This window comes from Microbacterium nanhaiense, assembly GCF_014646015.1.
Taxonomy (GTDB): domain Bacteria; phylum Actinomycetota; class Actinomycetes; order Actinomycetales; family Microbacteriaceae; genus Microbacterium; species Microbacterium nanhaiense.
In genome coordinates this window covers 13,297-33,217 of the sequence record NZ_BMMQ01000007.1, presented here as the reverse complement: position 1 = coordinate 33,217, position 19,921 = coordinate 13,297, and the positions used below count along the sequence as shown (strand labels likewise).

The following is a 19,921-nucleotide window of genomic DNA, read 5'->3' as shown; positions in this document are numbered from 1 at the left end:
GCGACCGTCAACGATTGCGGTGAGAGGTGACCGGACCGTGACGGAGATATCAGTCGACGAGGGCCCGGTAATCGTCGCTCGTCAGGAGCGAGGTGACGTCGCCGCCCAGGACGTCGTCGAAGAGCCGGCGCTTCTTCTCCTGCAGCTCGCGGACCTTCTGCTCGATCGTGCCGGCCGAGATGAGCCGGTAGACCATGACCGGCTTGTCCTGCCCGATGCGGTGGGCGCGGTCGATTGCCTGTTCCTCGGCGGCGGGGTTCCACCACGGGTCGAGCAGGATCACATAGTCGGCGGCCGTGAGGTTGAGCCCCGTGCCGCCGGCCTTCAGCGAGATGAAGAAGGCCGGATCCTCGCCGTTCGTGAAGCGCTCGACCATGCGCGAGCGCTGGGCGGCGGTCGTGGAACCGTCGAGGTAGGAGAAGCGCAGCCCCTTCTTCTCCGCGACCTCGGCGGCGCGGCCGAGGAAGTCGGTGAACTGGCTGAACACGAGGGCGCGGTGGCCGTCGGCCGTGATCTCGTCGAGGAGATCGGCGAGCGCCACGAGCTTCGCGGAGCTCACGCCTGGTACCTCGGCGGCGTCGCCGAACGCGGGATCCAGCGCCTCGCGGCGCAGCCTTGTGAGCGAGGCGAGGATCTGGATCTGGTTCTTCTTCACGTCGTCGAGCAGGCCGAGCAGCTTCTGCTGTTCGCGACGGAAGCGCCGTTCGTAGGCGCGCAGGTGGGTGGGGTGCAGGGGGATCTCGAGCACCTGCACGGTCTTGGGCGGGAGCTCGGGTGCGACCTCCTCCTTCGTGCGCCGCAGGAGGAACGGGCGGATCCGCTTCCGCAACAGCGCGAGCCGGTGCGCGTTCGAGTCCTTGCTGATCGCCTTCGCGAACTGCTCGCGGAAGGACTCGCGCGTGCCGAGCAGGCCGGGGGCGACGAGCGAGGCGAGCGCGTACAGCTCCATGAGGTTGTTCTCGAGCGGGGTGCCGCTGACGGCGAACACCGTCGGGGATCCGATGAGCTTCGCGGCGGCGTAGCCCTTCGAGGCGGAGTTCTTGACGTTCTGCGCCTCGTCGAGAACGAGAACGCGCACGCCGAGGGCGCGGAACTGCTCGGCGTCGAGCCGCAAAATCGCGTAGCTCGTGACGATGAGCCGCGCGCCCGCGGCGGCCTCGGCGACGCTCGAGCCGCGCTTCGCGCTCGTCGTCGTGAGCCCGACGGTCGCGAGCTCCGGGGCGAAGCGCGCCGCCTCGGAAAGCCAATGACCGACGACGCTCGTGGGGGTGACGACGAGGAAACGGGCATCGGGCTCGTCGATCCTCGCCCGGTCGAGCGCCGCCAGGATCTGCACGGTCTTGCCGAGGCCCATGTCGTCGGCGAGGATGCCACCGAGCCGGTTGCGGCGCAGGAAGTCGAGCCAGCTGTATCCGGCGTGCTGGTAGTCGCGCAGTGTTGCGCGGAAGGTGGCGGGCGGGGCGACGAGGCCGGCCGCGTCGTCGCCGAGCGCGCGCATCGAGTCGAGCCACGCGGCGTGCTGCGCGTCGAGGATGCCGATCTCGGCGAGCTCGTACCAGAGGTCGAACTGGGTGCGCGGGATCGACGGGTTCCCCGAGGGCTCGTCGCGGAGAGCCTTCGCCTCCGTGAGGACGTCTCGGAGCCGCGCGAAGCGCTCGTCGGTGAGCGGAAACACCGTGCCGCTCAGCAGCCGGAAGTAGGTCTGGCCGCGGGAGAGGGCGCGGATGAGCTCGCTGGAGGAGACCGGCTCGCCCTGGATCGTCACGACGATGTCGAGCTCGAACCAGTCCTCGCCCGAGGGGCTCACACCGAAGCGGATCTCGGGCGCCTCGGTCGCGAACTCGAGGGCCGGAACCTCGTCGTGCGCCTCGATGCGCAGCCCCTCGACGTCTCGCAGCCCCGGCAACACGTGGGCGAGGAACTCGACCGTCTGGTCGCCGTCGAGGTCGATCGCGGGGAAGATGGGGTCGCTGCGTCGGCGGCGCAGCAGGGCGGCCCAGCGGCCGGCGGCGCGCTCGACGTCCTGGATCAGCGATCGCTCGGCGGCGCGGTCGCGGCGCGCGCCGTGCGGGTACTCCCATTCCCAGTACAGGCGGGCGACGGGGCCGGCGTTCGAGAGGACGAGCACGAGCTCGGGGCGCGGTGCGGCCGGGACGGCGAAGCTGCCGTCGCTCGACGCGAGCGGCGCGATCTCGCGCAGGCCCGGCAGGTAGTCGTTCGCGAAATCGGCGATGCGCGTCGCCGGGATCGACAGATGCCCCTTCACGAACAGCGCGTCCCACTCGCTCGTCGCCGGGCGCGCGAGGGGGAGGATCGTGTCGATCCGATCGCCCGCGAGGACGGCCATGGCGGTCGTCGGCGCCCCGATCGGCAGCAGGGCGGCGTCGGCGCCGAGATCGCTCAGCCCCGCCTCGACCCACAACCTCTCTCCGACGTACCGGAGGTCGACGATCGCCTCGCGGACGGCCTGCTCGACCCCGACGTCGGTCTGTCGTGCATCGTCGGCCACGAACTCGACGCCCGCGTCGTGCGCCGCGAGCAGCGCGTCCCACAACCCGGGCGAGGGCGTCGCATCCAGGCGGATCCAGTCGCGGAGGCCCCAGCCCGGATCGAAGCTGCCGTTCCGGGCGCGGATCCGCTCGCCGGACGCCGCGAAGTTGTGCCGCCCCTCGTGGAGCCCGACGACGTCCGCGAGCGCGCGCCAGCGCGGATCCGGGTTCTGCGAGGCGGCGATCTCGCGCCAGCCGATGCCGCTGCGCACCCAGCTGCCCGCGGATCCGCGGGAACCGCGGACGGCCGGGCGGATCGCGACGCCCGCGCCCGCGGGGTCGCCCGGCCCCGGCGGGCGCACCGCGAAGAGGAGCGCGAGCGCGCCCGGCGGATCCGCGTCGTCGAGGTCGGTGCGCGGCGTGAGGAGCCCGCGGAGCGCGCGCTCCCAGGGCTCGTCCTGGCGTGCGGCCCGGGGCGCGCGGCCGACGCCGCCGACACCGGACGGTCGCTCGGACTCGGCGAGGGCATAGAGCGCCGCGGCGGCGTGGGCGCACAGGGCGCGCGAATCGTGCGTGCACCAGGTGTTCACCCGGCCCGCGTCGTCCATCTCGATCTCGATGTTCAACGAGCCGACGCTCACGAGGGCCGCCGAGAACTCGCGACCCGTCTCCGCCCGAAGGACCCGCACGGGCAGGCTCGACAGGATCGCCCGGCCGTCACCCGCATCCTCCTCCGTGAAGAGGGAGTCGACGAGCGCCTCGGTGAGCCGAATGGAGGTCATGCAACGACCCTAGAGAGGTCGTCTGACAAACGAAGGCGCTACAGCAGTGCGCGCACCGAGGCCGCTGTCTCCGCGAGCGTCGCCGCCGAGCGGGCGAGCAGCTCCTGCTCGCTGTCCGAGAGCTGGATCCGGTCGAGCGGCACGGCGCCGTCTGATCCGACGATCGACGGGAGCGACAGCGCGATGCCGTCGACGCCGAGCGTGCCGGAGAGCACCGTCGAGACGGGCAGGATCGCGCGCTCATCGCGCAGAACCGCCTCGACGATGCGGGTCGACGACAGGCCGATGGCGTAGTTCGTCGCGCCCTTGCCCTCGATGATCTTGTAGGCGGCCGTGCGCACCTCGGTCGCGATGGCGTCGAGCTCGGCCGGGGTGAACGAGGCATCCCATTCGGCGACGGGGAGCGGCCCGATGCGCGCGCTCGACCAGAGCGGGAACTCGGAGTCTCCGTGCTCGCCGATGATGTGCGCGTGCACCGAGCGCGGATCCACGCCCGCGCGGTGCGCGAGCGCGAGCCGCAGGCGCGAGGTATCGAGCACGCAACCCGACGCGAAAACGCGCGCCGGATCCGCGCCCGTCTGCTCGACGGCGAGGGTGGCGAGCACGTCGCAGGGATTGGTCACGATGATCAGGATCGCGCGCGGCGACGCCTCGAGGAGGTTCGGGATGAGGGAGGCCATGATGCGGGCGTTCGTCTCGACAAGCTCGAGGCGCGTCTGGCCGGGGCGCTGCGCGGCACCGGCGGTGACGACGATGACGTGCGATCCCGCCGTGCGGCCGACGTCGCTCGTGCCCACGACCTCGCTCGCGCCGGTGAACATGGCGCCGTGGGCGAGATCGAGGGCCTCGGCCTCCGCCCGCGCCGCGTCGATGTCGTAGAGGACGACCTCGCGGGCGGACCCGCGGATCAGAAGGGCGTATGCGGTGGCGGATCCGACCGCTCCCGCTCCGACGACGGTTACCTTCGCGTTCTCGATGACGGCCATGGCTTCATCGTGGCATGCCCCGGCGCGACGCGCGAGGGAAGGATCCGAAACTGCGGAGATGACCCGGAAGCGCGGATCCGTGGGGTGATTCGATCCGCACTTCCGGGTCATCTCCGCATGGCGGGCCGCGCGTCCGCAGGGGATGCGCCCCGGTCGGGCGAGCGCGCGCGTCACCGCATCTTCGCGGGCCACCACACCTTCCGGCCGATGTCGTACGCCAGCGCGGGGACCAGCAGCGAGCGCACCACGAAGGTGTCGAGAAGCACACCGAAGGCGACGATGAAGGCCAGCTGCGCGAGGAACAGGATCGGGATCACGCCGAGCGCCGCGAAGGTCGCCGCGAGCACGATGCCCGCGGAGGTGATCACCCCGCCGGTCGCGGACAGGCCCCGCAGGATGCCGGACCGGGTCCCGTGCGCCAGCGACTCCTCGCGTACGCGCGTCATGAGGAAGATGTTGTAGTCGATTCCGAGGGCGACGAGGAAGACGAAGCCGTAGAGCGGCACCGCCGGGTCCGCGCCGGGGAAGCCGAGCACGTGGTTGAAGACGAGCGCGGACACGCCCATCGCGGTGCCGAACGACAGCACGGTCGTGAGGATCAGCAGGATCGGGGCGAGGATCGAGCGCAGCAGCAGCATGAGGATCACGAGGATCACGCCGAGCACCACGGGGATGATCAGGTTGCGATCGTGGATGGAGGCATCGTTGGTGTCGATCGCGGTCGCGGTGACGCCGCCGACGATCGCGCCGGTGGGGTGCAAGGACTCGCGGAGCTCGCGCACCGTTTCGGCGGCGGCCTCGGAGTCGGCCGCGTCAGCGAGGGTTGCCTGCAGCAGCACGTCTCCGCCCGACACGGTCGGTTCGGGTGCGGGCCCGCCGAAGCCGGTGATGCCGTCCTCGGTCACGGGTGCGGTTCCGCTCGGTGAATCCGCCGCCGCGATCGACACGTCGGAGACGCCGTCGGATGCGAGCAGGATGTCCGCCGCCTCCTGCCAGGCGTCCTCGGACACGACGATCGAAGCGGGGCTGCCGGATCCGCCGGGGAAGTGCTCGCCGAGCGCGGCCTGACCGTCTCGCGCCTCTGAGGCGCCGAGCACGAGGTCCGACTGCGGCACGCCGTCTGCCTTTAGCTGGGGCACGGCCGCAACTCCCGCGAGGAGCACGAGCGTCGTCGCGATCCAGATCACCCGCGGGCGGCGCGAGATGAGGGATCCGAGGCGTCCCCACAGTCCGCTGGGTTGCGGATCCGCGGACACGCGCGGCGCGGGAAGGGGGCGCGCGGCGGGGATCCGGCCGCCCGACGTCGCGTCCCTGCGCAACGCGTGCTCCGCAGCGGAGCTCGGATCCGCCGCCGCGGCTTTCTCCAGCGGCCGCTCGCGCACGAGCTCTGGCCGGCGCGGCCAGAACGCCGCCCGCCCGAATGCGTACAGCAGGGCGGGAAGGAGGGTGAGCGCGGCGAGCATCGCAAAGGCGATGCCGATCGCGGCGACCGGTCCGAGCGTGCTGTTCGACTTGAGGTCGCTGAGGAGCAGGCAGAGCAGGCCCGCGATGACCGTGCCGCCGGACGCGAGGATCGGCTCGAGCGAGCCCTTCCACGCCGTGCGGATCGCGGCGCCTCGATCGTCCGTGTGCCGCAGCGCTTCGCGGAATCGCGAGACGAAGAGCAGGGCGTAGTCGGTGGCGGCGCCGATGACGAGGATGAAGAGGATTCCCTGCGTCTGGCCGCTCAGCAGCAGGACGCCCCACTTCGCGAGCCACCAGACCACGAGCAGCGCGACGCACAGTGCGAACAGGCTCGTCGCGAGGACGACGACGGGGAGGAGCACCGATCGATACACGAGCACGAGGATCACGAGGACGGCGCCGAGCGCCACGCCGAGGAGCAGGCCGTCGATGCCCGCGAAGCCCGACTTGAGGTCTGCTGAGAAGCCGGCGGGGCCCGTGATCTGCACCGTCACGCCGTCCGGCGCGTCGGCGCGCAGGGTATCTCCGAGCGCCGGAACCTCGTCGGGCGAATCGAGCGGGATGAAAACCTGCATCGCGAGCCCGTCTTCGGAGAGGAGGGCGGGGGAGGCCTCGTCGCTCACGGCCGCGACCGCGTCGCCGATCGTGCCCTGCGCTTCCTCGTCGATCGGGTCCGCCGAGGTGAACACGGCGATCGCGGGGATCTTGTCGGAGTCGCGGAACTCGTCGAGGCGTTGCTGGACCTCGGTTGCCTCCGCTGACGAGGGCAGATACGCCGTCTGGTCGTTGGAGGAGACCTCGTCGATCTTTCCGAACAGCGGGCCTCCGAAGGAGGCGCCGGCGAGCCATGCGACGATGAGCAGCGCCGGGATGACGACACGCAGGACGGTGCGGACACGTGACACGGTGGCCTCCTCTTCTGGAACGTTGCGTCCGAGCCTATTGCTAGACAAGCGAGAAATCAACTTAGTGTGATTCTTGAAGAGGTTAGAATGCCCGAATGCAGGACCACCCCTCCGATTCGGCCGGCGCTCGATCGATGTTCGACCTCGTGTCGAACGACCCCGATGCGTCGCTGATCGACCGCTCGTCGATCGGCGAGGACGAGCTGCGTCAGATCGGCGAGCTCATGAACGCACTGGGTGAACTGCGCGCGGCGGAGCGCCGCCTCAGCGAGGCCGCGCAGCGCTACATGCGCCTCAACGAGACCGACATGCGCGCGCTGCACTTCCTCATCGTGACGGGGTACCGCGGCGAGCTCGTCACGCCCGGTCAGCTCGCCCAGCACCTCGGAATCTCGACGGCCTCGACGACGAAGCTGCTGGACCGCCTGGAGCGCGGGGCGCACATCGTGCGCGCTCCCCATCCCACCGACCGCCGCGCCCTGACGGTGTCGATCACGCCCGAGACTCACCGCGCCGCTCGGGAGAGCGTGGGGCGGCAGCAGGCGCGGCGGTTCCATGCCGCGGCGCGCCTCGATGCGGCCGAACGCGAGATCGTGATCCGTTTCCTGCGCGAGATGGCCTCCGATCTCGAAACGCCCGACGGGGCGAGCGCGGACTGACCCGGCGGGCTCTGGCCCGAACGCGCGGTTTCGATAACGCCGATTTTGATAACGATTGTCATTTAGGTACAGTGGGTCCATGCGAAACCGCCGTGCCCTGCTTGCCCTGTCCCTCGTCGCCGCGCCTGCGATCCTGCTTGCCGGATGCGCGTCGAGCGATGCGGACGCCACGGGGGACTCGTCGGGCGGAGACAGCGCCTTCCGGATCGTCACCTCGACCACCGTCTACGCCGACATCGCGCGGCAGGTCGTCGGCGATGCGGCGTCGGTCGGCGCCGTGATCGACTCGGCATCGGTCGACCCGCACGACTACGAGGCGACGGCCCGCGATGGCCTCGCGGTGCAGGACGCCGATCTGGCGATCATGAACGGCGGCGGCTACGACCACTTCATGGAGGACCTCCTCTCGACCGCCGAGGTCGAGCACGTGATGAGCGTCGTCGAGTACTCGCACGCCTACCCCGGAGCGGAGGCCGAGGGCGACCACGACCACGCCGAGGAGGAGCACGACCACGCCCACGACCACGCGGACGAGGACGGCCATGACCACATCGAGGGCTTCAACGAGCACGTCTGGTACGACCCGCACACGATCGAGCACTTCACCGAGGCGCTGCGCGACGAGCTCACCGAGCTGATCCCGGACGCCGCCGACGAGATCGAGAGCGGCGCGCAGGGCGTCCTCGACCGGATCGGTGAGCTCGAGGGCGAACTCGAGGCGATCTCGGACGCGCACGCGGGCGCGACCGTCTTCTTCACCGAGCCCGTCGGCGCCTACTTCGCGGAGGCCGCCGGCCTGACGGACGTCACGACGGAGGGCTTCGCGGAGGCGGTCGAGCACGGTGAGGACGTGGCCCCCGCGACCCTGAACAGCGCGATCAAGGCGATCGAGGGCGGCGAGGTCTCGGTCCTCGTCGCAAACGCCCAGACCGGTGGATCCGAGACCGAGCGCGTCATCCAGGCCGCCGAGAACGCGGGCGTGCCCGTCATCGAGTTCACCGAGACGATCCCGGACGGATCCGACTACTTCGGGTGGATGACCGACAACGCCGAGGCCCTCGCGGGCGCCCTCGGCTAGACGCGAGACCCGCCGTGCGGGGCCGGATGGGGCCGGCTCCGCACGGCTTTCGCGTGCCCGCAAAGCAATCGATAATCGATCCCGAATAGGATGGCCCGATGACAGATCCCGTTCTCGACATCTCCGGCGCCGCGCTGCGGCTGCGGGGGAGGGAGCTCTGGAGCGGCCTCGATCTGACGGTCGACCCCGGCGAGTTCATCGCCGTGCTCGGCCCCTCGGGATCGGGCAAGACGACGCTGCTGCGCGCGATCCTCGGGCTGCGCCAGCTCAGCGAGGGGCGGATCCACGTCGATGGGCGCCCCGTTCGCCGCGGCAACAAGCGCGTCGGGTACATCCCCCAGCAGCGGCCGTTCCCGCTCGGCACGAGCCTGCGGGCCCGAGACCTCGTCGCACTCGGCGTCAACGGCACACGCTTCGGCGTCCCCGTGCCGCGTCGCGGCGACCGCGCCCGGGTCGACGAGCTGCTGGGCGCCGTCGGCGCGGCCTCCTACGCCGACGACCCGGTCGGGTCGCTGTCCGGCGGCGAGCAGCAGCGCCTGCGCATCGGGCAGGCGCTCGCCGACCGGCCTTCGCTGTTGCTCTGCGACGAGCCGCTGTCGAGCCTCGACCTGAAGAATCAGCGCGCGGTGGTCGGCATCATCGACGAGCAGCGCGCCGCCACGGGCGCGGGCGTGGTCTTCGTCACGCACGACATCAACCCCGTCCTCGGCGTCGTCGACCGGATCCTGTACATCGCCGGCGGGCGATTCCGGCTCGGCACCCCCGACGAGGTGCTGCGCAGCGAGGTGCTGAGCGATCTCTACGGCGCGCCCGTCGAGGTCGTCCGCACGGCCGGCCGCCTCCTCGTCGCGGGCATCCCGGAGGGCGAACCCCACCACCCGCATCACGACCACGACCACGACGACGACGAGCGCGAGGGGTTCTGATGGACATGCTGATCCGCCCCGCCATCGCCTGGTCCGACGTGTTCTCGTTCGATGACTACGGCGAGCTGCTCGTGCTCATGCGGAACCCGCTCATCGTTGCGATCGCGCTCGGCATCGTCGGCGGCCTCATCGGCACCTTCGTCATGCAGCGTGACATGGCCTTCGCCGTGCACGGCATCAGCGAGCTCTCCTTTGCCGGCGCCGCGCTCGCGCTCCTCCTTGGCGGATCCCTCGTGATCGGATCCCTCGCGGGCGCGATCGTCGCGGCCATGATCATCGGACTCCTGGGGGCGAGGGCGCGGGATCGCAACTCGATCGTCGGAGTCCTCATGCCGTTCGGTCTCGGCCTCGGCATCCTCTTCCTCTCGCTTTACGAGGGGCGCTCCGCCAACCGATTCAGCCTCCTCACCGGCCAGATCGTCGCGGTGTCCGACGCCGACATGTGGTGGCTCGTGGGCATCTGCGCGGTGGTCTTCATCGGCCTGATCGTGGTGTGGAACCCGCTGCGCTTCGATTCGATGGATCCGCAGTCGGCCGAGGCGCGCGGCCTGCCGGTGCAGGGGCTGAGCCTCGTGTTCATGCTTCTCCTCGGCGCGATCGTCGCCGCCGCCGTGCACATCATCGGAGCCCTGCTCGTCATGGCCCTGCTCGTCACGCCCGCGGCGGCCGCGATGCGCGTGACGCACGGCCCGCTGTCGGTTCCGCTGCTCTCGGCGCTGTTCGGGCTCGTCTCGGCGGCGGGCGGGATCCTGCTCGCCATCGCGGGCACGCTGCCGGTCAGCCCCTACATCACCACGATCTCGTTCGCGATCTACGTGGTCTGCCGGTTGATCTCCTGGCAGCGCGGACGGGCCACCCAGACGCGCGCGAAGTAGGCTCGGGGTATGGCTATTCAGCGGAACACGTGGCAGCGCGAAGCGGTGCGCGAGGCGCTCGCCGAAAGCGCCGGTTTCGTGAGCGCGCAGGATCTTCACGCGCGGCTTCGCGACGAGACCGGCATCGGCCTCGCGACGGTGTATCGCACCCTCGCGAACTTCGCCAAGTCGGGTGAGGCGGACAGCCTGCAGAGCCCCGACGGCGAGAACCTCTTCCGCGCGTGCGCCTCGACCGGGCACCACCACCACCTGATCTGCCGTCGATGCGGTAAGACGGTCGAGATCGAGGCGGGGGCCGTCGAGAGCTGGGCGCACGACGTCGCGGCCGAGAACGGCTTCCGCGACGCGGAGCACGTCGTCGACATCTTCGGCGTGTGCGCCGAGTGCGCGGCAAAGGGCGAGTAAACGCATGACGTCCGTCACGCGCGCGAGCCGGCGTGGATCCACCGCCGGATGGGCGCGCGGCGCCGCCGTCGGCGTCGCGATCGTCGCGGCGCTCTTCGCCGTGAACGCCTTCCTCCCCGGGCTCTTCGACGAGCCGCTTCCCGCCCGCGCGCAGGACGGCCTCACGCTCACATTCAGCGTGCTCATCGAGTCGCTACCCTTCGTCGCTCTCGGTGTGATCCTCTCGATCGCGATCCAGGTATGGGTGCCCGCGTCGTTCATCCACCGCGTGCTGCCGACCCGGGCATGGCCACGCCGACTCGCCCTCGCGGCCCTCGGCATGCTCATACCCGTGTGCGAGTGCGGCAACGTGCCCTTCGCCCGCGGCCTCATGATGCGAGGCATCGGGCCCGCCGACACGCTGGCTTTCCTCGTCGCGGCGCCGATCGTCAACCCCATCGTGATCATCACGACCCACCAGGCCTTCGGAATGTCCGGCGGCATCCTCGTCGCCCGCTTGCTCGGCGGCTACGCGATCGCTGTGCTCATCGGGTGGCTGTTCAGCCGGCACCCGGATCCGGATCGCCTCCTCACCGAGCGGTTCCGCGTCGCGTGCGACCACGCGCACGACGCCCACGGCAGCAGGCTCGAGCGCAGCGTCTCGCAGTTCACGGTCGAGCTCCGCGCCGTGATGCCGGCGCTCATCATCGGCTCGGCCCTCGCCGGGGCGGTCCAGGTGATCGTGCCGCGCTCCGCGCTCGTGGCGATCGGCTCGAACCCCGTGCTGTCGATCGTCGCGATGATGATCCTCGCGATCACCGTCTCGCTGTGCTCCAACGTCGACAGCTTCTTCGCGCTGAGCCTCGCGTCGACCTTCACGACGGGCTCGATCGTCGCCTTCCTGCTGGTCGGCCCGGTCGTCGACATCAAGATGATCTCCCTGCTGCGCACGACCTTCACGGTGCGCGCGATCGGCGTGATCGTCGCCGTCGTCGTGCTCGCCGCCTTCGCCATCGGGGCGGTGATGAACCTTGTTCTCTAAGTACCTCGGCGTCGTCCTCGCGGCCGCGCTCTCGGTCCTCACGCTCACGCTCACCGTCACGGGGCGCCTGCAGCTTTACATCAACACGAGCCAGGCCTGGTTCGCGTGCGGCATGGCCGTGCTCATCCTGATCGGATCCATCGCCGCGGTCGCGATCCGCACCACCGACGACGAACACGATCACGACCACGGATCCCCCTCCCGCATCGGCGCGATCGCGGGCGGCATCGGCGGCGCCGTCGCGGGCGCCGTGGCGATCGGCGCGCTGATCCTGCCCCCCGCGACGCTGTCGGCGGAGTTGGCGATGGAGCGCGACACCGGCACCCCGCCCCTGTTCGCGGGAGCCGACGAGGTGCAGCTCGGCGTCGTCGATACCTCGGCCTTCGGCGTCGGCGACTGGTCGGCCGTGTTCGCCACCGCGACCAACCCCGAGCGCTACGCCGGCGAGACCGTGACGCTCACGGGCTTCATGACCGACGGATCCCTCAGCCGCCTCGTCATCACGCACTGCGTCGTCGACGCGCAGACCGCGACCCTGCCGCTCGAGGGCGACGTCGACGGCCTGAGCACCGGCGACTGGGTCGAGGTGACGGGAGACATCGAGGTCGACCCCGACGGACGCCTCGTCGTCTCCGCCTCCGGCCTCACCCGGATCGACGAACCGGACGACCCGTATGAGTACTGATTCGCGCCGCGGCCAGCGGATCGCGCGCGGCCGGGGTCGCTTCGCGCGCGGCCTGGCGATCACCCTCGGTGCGCTCGCCGTCGTCGGCGGCGCGGCCGCCGCGAGCAGCCTCGCCCAGGGGCCGCGTGCGACCCAGATCCAACAGGATCCGGAGGCCGCCGTCGCGCAGTCCGGAAGCCGCGTCATCTTCACCGCGAACGAGTCGCTCGCCGAGATCGACGAGGCCGACGTCACGGTCGAACCGGCGACCGACTTCACGCTCGACGCCGCGGGGCGCACCGTCGGCGTGCGCTTCCCCACGGCGCTCGACGCCGACACCACCTACACCGTGACGATCGACGGCGTGCGGGGCCTCGGCGGCGGGCCCGCCTCGACCCTCACGACGAGCTTCACGACGCCGAAGGCGAGGGTGCTCATGCTCGAGCGCGATGCGGCCGGCGACGACCGCATCGTCAGCCGCACGGTCGGCGCCGACACCGACGACACCGTCTTCTCCGCCGCCCAGATCGACGACTTCCGGGCGACGAGCGCCTACCTCATCGCGACGACCGTCGACGGCGGGGTCATGCACGTCACCGTCATCGACCGGGCCTCCGGGGCGACGCACGAGATCCCGCTCCCCGGGCCCGGCACGGTCACGGGGCTCCAGGTCTCCGAGCGGGGTCAGCTCTACGGCTTCACCTTCACCGACGCGAACCTCTCGGCCGCGGGCGGTCGCGAGAACGTCCTGTTCACGGGATCCCTCGCGTCGGCCGACGCGCCCGTGCCCGTCGTCGTCGGCGGATCCGAACCCAGCATCGACAGGTGGCGCTTCGTGCCCGAGACCTCGTCGCTGCTGCTGAACTCCTTCGACGGCGACCTCACGCTCGTCGACCGGCAGAACCCCGACGGCGAGGTGTCGTCCTTCGGTACGGCCCTCGGCATCGAGGGCGTCGCCCGCTCGACCTACACGGCGCTGATCGACCGTTTCGAGGAGGGATTCGTCGAACTCGACCTCGCCACGGGCGAGCAGCGCGTGCTCTCCGAGGTGCAGTTCGACCGCGACGCGCTGCTCGGGCACATCCAGCCCCTGCCGAGCGGCGACACGCTGCGCTCCTACGCGATGCTCGAGGACGGCATCCCCACGACCTCCCGCATCGTCATCGCCAGCCCCGAGGGCGACGCACGCGAGATCGCCGCGACGAGAGACACGGACGTGCTGCAGCAGGTGTGCGCCTCACCGAGCGCGCAGTACATCGCGCTGATCGTCTCCGACGCGACCGGGCCCGCATACGACGGCGGGGTGCAGTCGCTCCCGGAGCGCATCGAAACGCGCATCTACGACGGCGACACCGGCGACGAGGTCGCGACCTGGCCCGGCTTCGACATCAGCTGGTGCGAGGTCGGCCCCTGGTGAGAAGCTGGGAGGCGACACGCCCGGCCTCTGGTAGAGTCTCTCTTTGGCCGTGCGCACTCCTGTGCACGGATCGTGCATCACGCCCCTGAACACAGCCCGATATCGGGCGGGGGACGCGGTGCGCAGACAAGAGATCTTGGGTGATCCCGTCCGGGGTCACGGTATTGAAGGAGAGTGAACCATGGCTGCTGTGTGCCAGGTGACGGGAACCACCCCCGGTTTCGGTCACAACGTCTCGCACTCGCACCGTCGCACGAAGCGCCGGTTCGACCCGAACGTGCAGAAGAAGACGTACTTTGTCCCCTCGCTGGGACGCAAGATCACGCTGAACGTGTCGGCTAAGGGCATCAAGGTCATCGACGCGCGCGGCATCGAGTCGGTCGTCAAGGACCTGATCGCGAAGGGTGTGAAGCTCTAATGGCGAAGAAGGCTCAGGACGTTCGTCCGATCATCAAGCTCCGTTCGACGGCGGGCACGGGCTTCACGTACGTGACCAAGAAGAACCGTCGCAACAACCCCGACCGCCTTGTGCTCAAGAAGTACGACCCGGTCGTCCGCAAGCACGTTGACTTCCGCGAGGAGCGCTAAGCATGGCTAAGAAGAGCAAGATTGCGCGCAACGAGCAGCGCAAGGTTGTCGTCGCCCGTTACGCCGAGAAGCGTCTCGAGCTGAAGAAGACCCTCGTCGACCCCAACGCGACCGACGAGCAACGCGAGGCCGCTCGCGTGGGCCTGCAGAAGCTGCCCCGCAACGCCTCGCCGGTGCGCGTCCGCTCGCGCGACGTCATCGACGGCCGCCCCCGCGGTGTCCTCACGAAGTACGGCATCTCGCGTGTCCGCTTCCGCGACATGGCTCACCGCGGCGAGCTGCCCGGCATCACCAAGTCGAGCTGGTAAGCATCGCATCCGCGAGCGGGCGGGATCCTCTTCCGAGGGTCCCGCCCGCTCGCTTTTTCGTCCGCAGCGCTCGATTTTCCGCGACACGCCGAGCGGATCCGCCGAATAACCGCGGAAATACGCCGATTCAGGGGGGAAGGCGTTAGTTTTGTGCTCGGTCGCATGACCGAGCCGGGGGCGGGCGCTCTCGGTCCCACGATTCGTCACGGCGCTCCGCGTCGATGGAGGAAACCATGGCCGACAAGAACATCACCAAGACCGAGCTCGTCGCAAGCATCGCCAGCGCCACGGGCCAGAGCCAGGCCACCGTCTCCGGTGTGCTCGACTCGCTCTTCACGACCGTCTCCGAGGCCGTTGCCAAGGGTTCGAAGGTCTCGATCCCCGGTTGGATCGCTTTCGAGAAGGTCGCCACCGCTGCCCGCACCGGCCGCAACCCCCGCACCGAAGAGGTCATCGAGATCCCCGCCGGCCACCGCGTCAAGGTGACCGCCGGTTCGAAGCTCAAGGCTGCCGTCAAGTAATTCGACGACGACGTCGCTAAGGCGGGCTCCCTCGGGGGCCCGCCTTTTGCATGCCGGGCTTATGGGGTCTGCTCGTGGGTTGCCGCTACGCGACCCGGCCCTCGCGGCCGCAGTCCCCTCGGATCCGCTGCGCGGATCCTTCACCGCCAGACCCGATGCCTGCGGCCGCGAGGGCCGGGTCGCTTCGCTCCCGGCGCGGGGCGGTGCGGCCCCGGTGGGCGCGGCGGCACGGTTCTTATGGGGCGCTCAGCGCGGCGGAATAGGGTGGGGGCGTGAATCCGCGCGCGCTGCGGGCCGGTGGGCCCATCATCCTTCTGGTCGCTGCGGCCGTCGCGCTCGTCGGGACCCTCGTCGTCGGCGGCGGGGCGAATGCGCAGGCGCTGCAGGATCCCGGTGCCGTCGTCCGGTGGTCGCTGCCGGCGGCGAAGATGCTCGTCAACATGGCCGGATCCGTGATGTTCGGCTCGCTCGTGCTCGCGCTGTTCGCGCTCGCGCCGAAGGAACGCGCCTTCCACGCGGCCCTCGACGGCGCCTCGATCTCGGCCGCGATCTTCACGATCGCGAGCGGATCCGTGACCTTCCTCACCCTGCTGTCGACCTTCAACCCGCAGCTCTCGCTCGGCGACGAGTTCGGCTCGCAGCTCGGCCGTTTCCTCACCGACACCGAGGTCGGCAGGGCCTGGCTGCTGCAGACGATCCTCGGCGGCACCGTCACGGTGCTGGCCTTCGCCGTGCGGGGGTGGCTGACCGTCGCGGTCACGGCCGTGCTCGCGGGCGTCAGCCTCATCCCGATGGCGACGCAGAGCCACTCCGGGGGACTCGAAGACCACCACCTCGCGGTCATCGCGATCTCCGTGCACATCGTGGCGTCGGCGCTGTGGCTCGGCGGGCTGCTCGCGCTCGTCGTCGTGCGGCCCACACTCGAGCCCGAGCGCATGCGCCTCGTGCTCGAGCGATACTCGTCGATCGCGATGCTCGCCTTCGCCGTCGTCGCGCTCTCGGGCCTGCTGCGCTCCGTGCCGTCGTTCCGCTCGCTCGGCGAGGTGTTCACCGACCCGTACGGCATCGTCCTTCTCGTCAAGGTCGTGATGCTCGTGGCGATGGGCGGCCTCGGCGCCTGGTATCGGCGCGGTCTCATCGCCAAGTCGGCCGCGCGGAACGCCATGTTCTGGGCCGTGATCGCCCTCGAGTTCGTCTTCATGGGCATCGCCTCGGGCGCCGCCGCCGCGCTCGCGCGCACCGCGCCGCCGACGGGCGACGTCGAGGCCGTGGCCGTCACCCCCGCCGAGTTCCTGAACGACCAGCCGCTCCCGCCCGAGCTCACGCCCGCGCGGCTCCTCACCGAGTGGGAGATCGACCCGCTCTGGCTGACCCTCGGGGTCCTCGCCATCTTCTTCTACGTCGCGGGCGTCCGGCGCCTCACGCGCCGCGGCGACCGGTGGCCGATCTTCCGCACCGTCTTCTGGATCGCGGGCATTCTGCTGCTGATCTGGGTCACTTCTGGCCCGCTCAACGCATACGGCCACTACCTGTTCAGCGTGCACATGCTGCTGCACATGCTGCTGTCGATGGCGATCCCGCTCCTCCTCGTCGCCGCGGCGCCCGTCACGCTCGCGGCGCGAGCGATCCGGGGCCGCGATGACGGCACGCGCGGCGGGCGCGAATGGATCCTCTGGGCCGTGCACAACCCCGTCGCGAAGGTGCTGACGCATCCCTTCGTCGCCGCGGCCTTGTTCATTGGCTCGCTGTGGCTGTTCTACTTCACCGACCTGTTCCGGTGGAGCCTCTACAACCACCTCGGGCACGAGTGGATGGTGACCCACTTCCTCATCACGGGATACCTGTTCTCGATGACCCTCATCGGCATCGACCCGGTGCCGTACCGGCTCCCGCACGCCGGGCGGCTCGTGCTCCTCATCACCACCATGGCGATGCATGCCTTCTTCGGCATCGCGATCATGTCGAGCCAGGGCCTGTTCGTCGCCGAGTGGTTCGGCGCCATGGGACGCACCTGGGGGCCGACGCCCCTGGAGGATCAGTACGCGGGCGGCGGTATCGCCTGGTCGATCGGCGAGATCCCGACCCTCATCGCCGCCATCACCGTCGCGATCCAATGGAGCCGCAGCGACGAGAAGAAGCAGAAGCGGCGCGACCGCCACGCCGATCGCACGGGCGACGCGGAGCTCGCGGCCTACAACGAACGGCTCCGCAAGCTCGCCGAGCGCGACGCGCAGGGCTGAGCTGGGCTCCGCAGGCCTGAGCCCGGCTACACCGCGTCGATCGTGATGTGCACGTCGCCGTCCTCGCGCACGTCGACGTCGGCGACCATCGTGAAGTACACGTCGCGGTCCACCTCGACGAGGGCGCCCGTGAAGTAGTCGTTCACCGTGACGGTGAGCCTGGCCATGCCGTTCGCCGGGGCGACCTGCCAGTCGTCGCCGTCGGGCACGAGGCGCGTCTTCGGATAGTCGACGATCGTCCAGGTCACGTCGTCCTGCGCGATGCCGAGGCCCGAGACGTCGCTCGGCGCGCCGAACGGGCACCCCGTCGGCTGCAGCACGGTCTGCGTCGTGCACGTGCCGTTGAGGAAGTCGTCGACGCTCTTCTGCACGACGTCGATCAGCTGGTCCGTCGGCACCGTCTGCACGTCGACGGGGACGACGTCGAGCGGGCCCGCGGCGGTCACCCGGGCGGGGTCGGCGGTCACCGCCGCCGTGTCGACGGCGACGTCGTAGTTCCCCGGCGCGAAGGTGAGCATCGACACCGGCTCGAGCGGATCCGCCTCGGTGCCGGCGGGGGAGAGCTGGCGCTTGTCCATCTCGAAGCCGTTCACGCTGAAGCGCCACGAGCCGCGCACCGTCAGGTCGATGACCGACAGCGGCGTCGTCTCGAAGCGCCACGACGGCACGAGGCCGTCGAAGCCGTCGCTCGCGACCCGGAAGCTCATCTGCTGCGCGGATCCGTCGAGCGCGTAGCCGACCACCACCGTCACGGCGCCGTCGTCGCCCTTTGTCTCGCTCACGACGTGCACGTCGTCGATGCTGCTCGTCAGGGTCGCCGAGCGCAGCAGGGCCTCCGAGGCCTGCCCGCGCCCGATCCTGTCGAGGTCCGAGTACTCGGGGGTCACGCCCGGCATCGCGAGCGCGCCCGCGGCATCGCCCACGGCGATCCGGCTGATGTAGCGCTCCACGAAGGCCCCCGCGCCCCAGAACGTGCGGTACAACCACGCGGATCCGAACACGATCGCGGCGATGATCGCCGCGCAGAACGCGGCGGTCACGATCCAACGGATCGCGGGCCCGCGCGCGGGCGCGCGAGACTCGGATCCGGGGGTCATGCACTCAGTCTAGGAATGCGAAGCTGTGACGGGGTCTGTCGAACCCGAGTCGTTACACTGGATGAATGCCCGACCCCGCCCTCTCCGCCGAGCAGGAGGCGCTGTTCCGGCTCATCGAGGACACGAACGAGCACGTCTTCGTGACAGGCCGGGCGGGCACCGGCAAGTCGACGCTGCTGCGCCACCTGACGTGGAACACACAGAAGCAGATCGCGATCTGCGCTCCCACGGGCGTCGCGGCGCTCAACGTCGAGGGCCAGACGATCCACTCGCTGTTCAAGCTGCCGATCGGCCTCATCGCCGACAGCGACATCGAGCAGAGCGACGCGACCCGGAAGATCCTCAACGCGATCGACACGCTCGTGATCGACGAGATCTCCATGGTCAACGCCGACCTCATGGACGGCATCGACCGCTCGCTGCGCCAGGCGCGCGCGCGTCGCCGCGAGCCCTTCGGCGGCGTGCAGGTCGTGATGTTCGGGGATCCGTACCAACTCGCGCCCGTGCCCCCGCGCGGCGACGAGGCCAAGTACGTCACCGACCACTACCGCTCGTTCTGGTTCTTCGATGCGAAGGTCTGGGCGGGCGAGAGCGCCGACGACGGCCTGCTCGACATGGGCCGGCACGGCGCGCACCTGAACATCCGGGAGCTCACGCAGATCCACCGGCAGGACGACGACGCGTTCAAGACGATGCTGAACGCGGTGAGGTACGGCCGCGTGACGGCCGACATCGCGGGCAAGCTCAACGCGGCGGGCGCGCGGAAGCCGCCCGAGGATCCGCTGGATCCCATCATCACGCTCGCGACCCGCAACGACCGCGTCAACCAGATCAACGCGAAGCACCTCGATGCGCTCCCCGGCAAGGAGCAGACGGCCGTCGCCGACGTCAACGGCGACTTCGGCCGCGGCGACAGCTACCCGGCCGACGAGAACCTGCGGCTGAAGGTGGGCGCCCAGGTCATGTTCCTGCGCAACGACGCCGCGGCGGGCGGGGAACCGCCCCGCTGGGTCAACGGCACGATCGGCACGGTCACGAAAATCATGGCCGACAGCGTGCGGGTGGAGGTCGACGGCGACGAGTTCGACGTCGAACCGGTCGTCTGGGAGAAGTACCGCTACGCCTACGACCCCTTCCAGAAGAAGCTCTCTCGCGAGGTCGCCGCCGAGTTCACGCAGTTCCCCCTGCGTCTCGCCTGGGCCGTGACGATCCACAAGTCGCAGGGCAAGACGTACGATCGCGCCATCGTCGACCTCGGCGCCGGTGCGTTCGCGCCCGGGCAGACCTACGTGGCCCTCTCGAGGCTGCGCTCGCTCGACGGCCTCTACCTCACCCGCCCGCTACGGCCGCGCGACATCCGCGTCGACGAGGACGTGCGCCGATTCATGAAGGGCGCATGGGAGGCGCAGGGATCGCAGATGCGCGCGGTCACCGCCTGATCACAGCCCGATCTCCGGCCGGCCTAATAGACTCATCAGGTTCGACCTAGGGAGATC

General features: G+C 70.1%; 18 protein-coding genes. 14 read left to right on the top strand and 4 right to left on the bottom strand.

Annotated elements, in window-relative coordinates:
• Positions 1-49: 49 nt before the first annotated feature.
• The 3 genes from IEX05_RS11260 to IEX05_RS11250 all read right to left on the bottom strand — a co-directional run bounded on the left by IEX05_RS11260 (position 50) and on the right by IEX05_RS11250 (position 6,626).
• Positions 50-3,271, bottom strand: coding sequence for a DEAD/DEAH box helicase (locus IEX05_RS11260; RefSeq protein ID WP_188701928.1), 3,222 nt, complete (start codon positions 3,269-3,271; stop codon positions 50-52).
• 38 nt (positions 3,272-3,309) lie between these two features.
• Positions 3,310-4,257 carry an L-lactate dehydrogenase gene (locus IEX05_RS11255; protein ID WP_188701927.1) on the bottom strand — a complete coding sequence of 316 codons (948 nt, stop codon included), beginning with the start codon at positions 4,255-4,257 and terminating at the stop codon, positions 3,310-3,312.
• Between the two features lie 170 nt (positions 4,258-4,427).
• On the bottom strand, positions 4,428-6,626 hold the full coding sequence (locus tag IEX05_RS11250) for an MMPL family transporter (RefSeq protein ID WP_229661275.1): 2,199 nt from the start codon (positions 6,624-6,626) through the stop codon (positions 4,428-4,430).
• 95 nt (positions 6,627-6,721) lie between these two features.
• Between IEX05_RS11250 and IEX05_RS11245 the strand changes: the two genes are divergently transcribed.
• From IEX05_RS11245 to IEX05_RS11185, 13 genes are all read left to right on the top strand, one after another.
• The gene (locus IEX05_RS11245; RefSeq protein WP_188701924.1) at positions 6,722-7,285 is read left to right on the top strand and encodes a MarR family winged helix-turn-helix transcriptional regulator; all 564 of its coding nucleotides are present in this window, start codon (positions 6,722-6,724) and stop codon (positions 7,283-7,285) included.
• A gap of 79 nt (positions 7,286-7,364) precedes the next feature.
• Positions 7,365-8,363 (top strand): metal ABC transporter solute-binding protein, Zn/Mn family, encoded by a 999-nt coding sequence (locus IEX05_RS11240; protein WP_188701922.1) that lies wholly within the window; start codon positions 7,365-7,367, stop codon positions 8,361-8,363.
• 98 nt (positions 8,364-8,461) lie between these two features.
• Positions 8,462-9,289: a metal ABC transporter ATP-binding protein gene (locus IEX05_RS11235; RefSeq protein ID WP_188701912.1), complete on the top strand. Its 828-nt coding sequence runs from the start codon at positions 8,462-8,464 to the stop codon at positions 9,287-9,289.
• Positions 9,289-10,164 carry a metal ABC transporter permease gene (locus IEX05_RS11230; protein ID WP_229661274.1) on the top strand — a complete coding sequence of 292 codons (876 nt, stop codon included), beginning with the start codon at positions 9,289-9,291 and terminating at the stop codon, positions 10,162-10,164. The genes IEX05_RS11235 and IEX05_RS11230 overlap by 1 nt, the downstream gene beginning before the upstream one ends.
• A gap of 9 nt (positions 10,165-10,173) precedes the next feature.
• Entirely contained in the window at positions 10,174-10,569 is a 396-nt protein-coding gene (locus IEX05_RS11225; protein ID WP_188701910.1) for a Fur family transcriptional regulator, read from the top strand.
• A gap of 4 nt (positions 10,570-10,573) precedes the next feature.
• Positions 10,574-11,590, top strand: a complete 1,017-nt coding sequence (locus IEX05_RS11220) for a permease (protein WP_188701909.1) — start codon at positions 10,574-10,576, stop codon at positions 11,588-11,590.
• The gene (locus IEX05_RS11215) at positions 11,580-12,275 is read left to right on the top strand and encodes a TIGR03943 family putative permease subunit (protein WP_188701906.1); all 696 of its coding nucleotides are present in this window, start codon (positions 11,580-11,582) and stop codon (positions 12,273-12,275) included. Before IEX05_RS11220 ends, IEX05_RS11215 begins: the two co-directional genes overlap by 11 nt.
• Positions 12,265-13,671 carry a prolyl oligopeptidase family protein gene (locus tag IEX05_RS11210; protein WP_188701904.1) on the top strand — a complete coding sequence of 469 codons (1,407 nt, stop codon included), beginning with the start codon at positions 12,265-12,267 and terminating at the stop codon, positions 13,669-13,671. Before IEX05_RS11215 ends, IEX05_RS11210 begins: the two co-directional genes overlap by 11 nt.
• 181 nt (positions 13,672-13,852) lie before the next feature.
• The gene (rpmB, locus tag IEX05_RS11205; protein ID WP_110589931.1) at positions 13,853-14,089 is read left to right on the top strand and encodes a 50S ribosomal protein L28; all 237 of its coding nucleotides are present in this window, start codon (positions 13,853-13,855) and stop codon (positions 14,087-14,089) included.
• The gene (rpmG, locus tag IEX05_RS11200; RefSeq protein WP_188701903.1) at positions 14,089-14,259 is read left to right on the top strand and encodes a 50S ribosomal protein L33; all 171 of its coding nucleotides are present in this window, start codon (positions 14,089-14,091) and stop codon (positions 14,257-14,259) included. The genes rpmB and rpmG overlap by 1 nt, the downstream gene beginning before the upstream one ends.
• A 2-nt stretch (positions 14,260-14,261) precedes the next feature.
• Positions 14,262-14,567: a 30S ribosomal protein S14 gene (rpsN, locus tag IEX05_RS11195; protein WP_188701900.1), complete on the top strand. Its 306-nt coding sequence runs from the start codon at positions 14,262-14,264 to the stop codon at positions 14,565-14,567.
• 233 nt (positions 14,568-14,800) lie between these two features.
• Positions 14,801-15,088 (top strand): HU family DNA-binding protein, encoded by a 288-nt coding sequence (locus IEX05_RS11190; protein ID WP_114118874.1) that lies wholly within the window; start codon positions 14,801-14,803, stop codon positions 15,086-15,088.
• A 272-nt stretch (positions 15,089-15,360) separates the two neighbouring features.
• The gene (locus IEX05_RS11185; RefSeq protein ID WP_229661273.1) at positions 15,361-17,328 is read left to right on the top strand and encodes a bifunctional copper resistance protein CopD/cytochrome c oxidase assembly protein; all 1,968 of its coding nucleotides are present in this window, start codon (positions 15,361-15,363) and stop codon (positions 17,326-17,328) included.
• A 26-nt stretch (positions 17,329-17,354) separates the two neighbouring features.
• On the opposite strand, the gene IEX05_RS11180 is transcribed toward IEX05_RS11185, so the two are convergent.
• Complete coding sequence (locus IEX05_RS11180) at positions 17,355-18,425, bottom strand: hypothetical protein (protein ID WP_188701892.1); 1,071 nt, start codon at positions 18,423-18,425, stop codon at positions 17,355-17,357.
• A 65-nt stretch (positions 18,426-18,490) separates the two neighbouring features.
• Between IEX05_RS11180 and IEX05_RS11175 the strand changes: the two genes are divergently transcribed.
• The gene (locus IEX05_RS11175) at positions 18,491-19,864 is read left to right on the top strand and encodes an ATP-dependent DNA helicase (protein WP_188701889.1); all 1,374 of its coding nucleotides are present in this window, start codon (positions 18,491-18,493) and stop codon (positions 19,862-19,864) included.
• Positions 19,865-19,921: the final 57 nt, after the last annotated feature.